At 43.3% G+C, this 4,164-nt stretch carries 6 protein-coding genes; 5 read left to right on the forward strand and 1 reads right to left on the reverse strand.

Annotated features, from left to right (window positions below; all coding sequences use genetic code 11):
* The 5 genes from QZ147_RS08535 to rpsR all read left to right on the forward strand — a co-directional run.
* On the forward strand, positions 1-662 hold a 662-nt coding region (locus tag QZ147_RS08535), incomplete at its 5' end, for an RNB domain-containing ribonuclease (RefSeq protein WP_295149317.1).
* Entirely contained in the window at positions 655-1,653 is a 999-nt protein-coding gene (gene holA / locus QZ147_RS08540; RefSeq protein WP_295149320.1) for a DNA polymerase III subunit delta, read from the forward strand. The genes QZ147_RS08535 and holA, both read left to right, overlap by 8 nt.
* A 75-nt stretch (positions 1,654-1,728) precedes the next feature.
* A complete protein-coding gene (gene rpsF, locus QZ147_RS08545) occupies positions 1,729-2,157 on the forward strand; it encodes a 30S ribosomal protein S6 (RefSeq protein ID WP_295149323.1) in 429 nt (142 codons plus the stop codon).
* A gap of 11 nt (positions 2,158-2,168) precedes the next feature.
* Positions 2,169-2,753 carry a single-stranded DNA-binding protein gene (locus tag QZ147_RS08550; RefSeq protein WP_295149326.1) on the forward strand — a complete coding sequence of 195 codons (585 nt, stop codon included), beginning with the start codon at positions 2,169-2,171 and terminating at the stop codon, positions 2,751-2,753.
* A gap of 13 nt (positions 2,754-2,766) precedes the next feature.
* Positions 2,767-3,027, forward strand: coding sequence for a 30S ribosomal protein S18 (gene rpsR, locus QZ147_RS08555; RefSeq protein ID WP_295149329.1), 261 nt, complete (start codon positions 2,767-2,769; stop codon positions 3,025-3,027).
* 115 nt (positions 3,028-3,142) lie between these two features.
* Here rpsR and QZ147_RS08560 read toward each other — a convergent pair.
* A partial coding sequence (locus QZ147_RS08560) for a S16 family serine protease (RefSeq protein ID WP_295149332.1) occupies positions 3,143-4,164 on the reverse strand: 1,022 nt, incomplete at its 5' end.

Consider the following 4,164-nt stretch of genomic DNA (forward strand, 5'->3'; position numbering starts at 1 on the left):
GCAACCATGCGGCGCCCGATTTTAAAAAAATACAAAATTTACTAGACGATTTGGCGCTTTTAGGACTTGACTTCGTCTATGAAAGCGACCTATCGAAGCTAATTCGCAAAATCCAAGCGCAGGCCGACACGATGGGCAATCGCGAGGAGATCGACAAGCTAATCATCAAATCGCAAAAAAAGGCCGAGTATGCGGCGCAAAATTTAGGCCACTTCGGGCTCGGATTCGAGCGCTATACGCACTTTACCAGCCCTATCCGCCGCTACTCGGATCTTATTTTACACAGGCTTTTAAAGGCAAATTTAGCGAATGACGAAAAATTTTATAATTATTTACTGCTAAACATCGATAGCGACTGCGCGAATTTAAGCGAGTTAGAGCGCGAAGCCGATAGAGTCGCGTATGATTTTATGGATAGAAAATTCGCGCGCTGGGCGGCGAAAAATATCGGCAAACAGGTTAAGTGCTACGTAAGCGAAAATCAAAACGTCTTAGTGGCGAAGCTAGACGACGAATTTAAGGGCGCTAGAATTTTTATCGCGGGCTACGGCTGCGAGCTTCTGCAAAAAATTTTGGTGCAAATCACGCAAGCCGATATCGCGAGCGCCAAAATTATGGGACGGGTAGTAAAAAAGCTAGGCGGCGAGACGCAAAATGTATAGAAAAGAGCTGGAAAGCGCGCTTAATACGGGCAGAGTCGCGAATTTTTTCTTGCTTTTCGGCGCGGACGAATATCAAATCGAGCTTTTCGGTAAGGAAATTTTAAACCTTTACCTAACGCCGGGCGCAAACGCGCTAAATCTATATTTCGACGAATACGATTTTATGCGCGCCAAGTCGCATCTTAGCGAGCCGTCGCTATTTGGCGGGCAAAACGTATTGCGCGTAAAAAGCGATAAAAAAATAGTCGGCAAAGAGCTAAAAGATCTGATAAACGCGTGTCAAAAGGACGCGAGCAATCGGTTTTTATTCGAATTTTACGAAAGCGATATGAAAATCGCGACGGAAGCGCAGAAGATTTTCGGGCAAAATTTTGCGCGGTTTTTTAAGCCCTCAACGCCGGACGAAGCCGTAACGCTACTTGCCAAGCAAGCGGGCAAAGAGGGACTAAATATAACCCAAAACGCGCTTTACGAGCTTTATTTTATCCATAACGAAAATTTATATTTAGCCGCAAGCGAGCTAAATAAGCTTAAAAGCCTAAACGCGCATATCGATCAAGACGACGTTAGAAAGCTGGTTTTCGGTCTAGGCGGCGTAAATTTCGACGATTTTTTTAACAAATTTATAAATTTAAAAGACATTCGCGCCGATTTTTTCGCTTACGAACAAGACGCGTCGTTTAATGAGATTTTGTTTATAAACTCGCTTTACAAGGCGTTTTATAGATTATTTAGGCTACATTCTTATATCAAAATAAACGGGCGATTTGACGTAAAAGAGGCGCTAGGCTACGCTCCGCCGCCCAATATTGCGCAAGCCTTAAAAACGCAGTGTTTGTCGCTAAATTTAAAGGCATACGCGCAAATTTTTAAAATTTTAAACGCGACCGAATCGGAGCTAAAAACCAATGCTAAAATATGCAAAAGCGCATTTTTGCTATCGTGCGTATTAGAGCTGCAAAACCTCGTCTCAACAGCAAAGATTAAGTAAAAAACGGCTATAATCGGCTCTTGCCTAATGGCATCCTTGCTCGCTTAGCGAGCTTAATACCCACAAGGAGAACAGATGAGACATTACGAGCTTTTATTCATCTTAAAGCCGACGCTTACGGATGAAGAAGTCAAAGCAAAAGTCGATTTCGTAAAAGAGGTCATTACAAAAAACGGCGGAGAGATTGCGACCGTCGTCGAAATGGGTACTAGAAAACTAGCCTATACTATCCAAAAATACGAGCGCGGAACGTATTTCGTAATCTACTACAAAGCTCCGCCGGCGCTATTAGCGGAACTTACGCGCAACATCAGAATTACGGAAGATATTATCCGCTTTTTAAGCGTAAAATACGAAAACAAAACCGAAATCGCCGCTTGGGAACGTCTATGCAAAGGCATCAAGCAAACGATTAAAAAAGAGCCTCGCGAACCGCGCGAACCAAGAGCGCCTCGCGAACCGAAAACCGAAAAAATAGAAGAGCAAACTTTTTTAGAAGCCTAAAAGGATAAAAAATGTTCAATAAAGTAGTTTTGGTAGGAAATTTAACCAGAGATATCGAGCTTCGCTACACTACTAGCGGTTCTGCGATCGGTAATTGCGGCATTGCGGTAACTAGAAAATTTACGACCAACGGCGAAAAGCGCGAAGAGACTTGCTTTATTGATATTTCGTTTTTCGGAAAACAAGCGGAGATTGCCAACCAATACCTAAACAAAGGCTCGAAAGTTCTTATCGAAGGTCGCTTAAAATTCGACCAATGGACGGACAATAACGGGCAAAATCGCTCCAAACACACCATAAGCGTAGAAAATATGGAGATGCTAGGCGGCGGTCAGCAAAATCAAGGCGGATACTCTCAAAATAATCAAGGCGGCGGATATGCGCAGGGCGGCTATAATCAAAACGGGTACGCCCAAAATCGCCAGCAAAATTTTAACGGCGGATCAAATTATAATTCGCAAAGCGGCTACCAAAGCGCGCCGAAACAGCAAAATCAGCAGTTTAATAAACAAACGCAAAACGATTACGAAGAGAATATCCCTGACATCAACGTAGACTCCGACAAGTACGATACGGACGATACGATACCGTTTTAATCAAGGATAAAAAATGGCAGAAAAAAGAAAATATTCACGCAAATATTGCAAATTCACGGAAGCTAAAATCGAGTTTATCGACTATAAGGATACTTCGCTCTTAAAATATTGCCTTTCTGAGCGATTTAAAATCATGCCGCGCCGCCTAACGGGCACGTCTAAAAAATACCAAGAAATGGTCGAAAAAGCGATTAAGCGCGCTCGTCAAGCGGCTCTTATCCCTTACATAGTCGACCGCGACGACGTAGTAACAAATCCTTTTGAAGGACTATAATTAAATCAAGCCCTAGTTCGGGGCTTGATTATACCTTTTTAAATCATCGCAAATTCAGCTAGATTTTAATTTTGTAAATCTATCTAGCACCGATTATTTATAAAATCTAAAAATTTTATTTATTAGGCATAACTAACGCGTTTTTTAGCACGTCTTCTATAACATCTACGGCTACTATTCTCATATCGTTCTTTACGTCTTGCGGGATATCGTCTAGATCGCGCTCGTAATTCTTGCGCGGGATTAGCGCGGTTTTTATACCAGCTTTATGTGCGGCAATCAGCTTTTCTTTTAGTCCGCCGATCGGCAACACCTTGCCGCTTAACGTAATCTCGCCGGTCATTGCTACGTCGTGGCGCACTTTAATGTTCGTTAATATAGATGCAATCGCCGTTACCATCGTTATGCCAGCACTCGGTCCGTCTTTCGGCGTCGCGCCTTCCGGAACGTGCAAGTGTAAATCATACCGCCTATAAACGTCGCTAGGTTCCAGCTTTCGCTTGTCGTCGTCAAATTTCGGCACGATCGCTATCGGTACTTTGAGTTTTTTATTATCGATTAGTACTTTTACCACGCTAAATGCGATCTGCGCGCTCTCTTTCATCACGTCGCCGAGCTGTCCGGTAATTTGCATCGCGCCTTTGCCTTGTATGCGAACCGCTTCTATACGCAGCACATCGCCGCCGACGCTAGTCCATGCTAGCCCGTTTACCTGCCCTACTTGATCTTTTTTATCCGCAGGCTCGATCTCAAATACCTTTTTTTCAAGAAAATCTTTTAAATTTTTAGCCGTTACGACCTGTTTTTTTACCGGTTCGCCGACGACGTCTTTTTTAATTAAAATATTTTTAGCTACTTTTCGCAAGATATCGGCGATCCTACGGCGTAAATTTCGGACTCCGCTCTCACGCGTATATTCGGCAATAATCAGCTCTAACGCATCTTTTGAAATACTAACGTCGATCGGCTTTAATCCATGCTTTTTTAGCTCCTGCGGCACTAGATATTTCTTGGCGATCTCGAATTTTTCCTGCGGCGTATAGGAGCTTAGATAGATAAACTCCATCCTATCGCGAAGCGGCGCGGGTATGGCGCCCACGTCGTTTGCGGTAGCGATAAAAATAACTTTGCTTAAAT

This window comes from uncultured Campylobacter sp. (assembly GCF_905371695.1).
In the GTDB taxonomy this organism is placed as follows: Bacteria; Campylobacterota; Campylobacteria; order Campylobacterales; family Campylobacteraceae; genus Campylobacter_A.

Bases quoted from the DNA above. Each gene is read 5' to 3' on its own strand.
- holA (WP_295149320.1), top strand. From the start codon at position 655: ATGTATAGAAAAGAGCTGGAAAGCGCGCTTAATACGGGCAGAGTCGCG.
- rpsF (WP_295149323.1), top strand. From the start codon at position 1,729: ATGAGACATTACGAGCTTTTATTCATCTTAAAGCCGACGCTTACGGAT.
- rpsR (WP_295149329.1), top strand. From the start codon at position 2,767: ATGGCAGAAAAAAGAAAATATTCACGCAAATATTGCAAATTCACGGAA.
- QZ147_RS08550 (WP_295149326.1), top strand. From the start codon at position 2,169: ATGTTCAATAAAGTAGTTTTGGTAGGAAATTTAACCAGAGATATCGAG.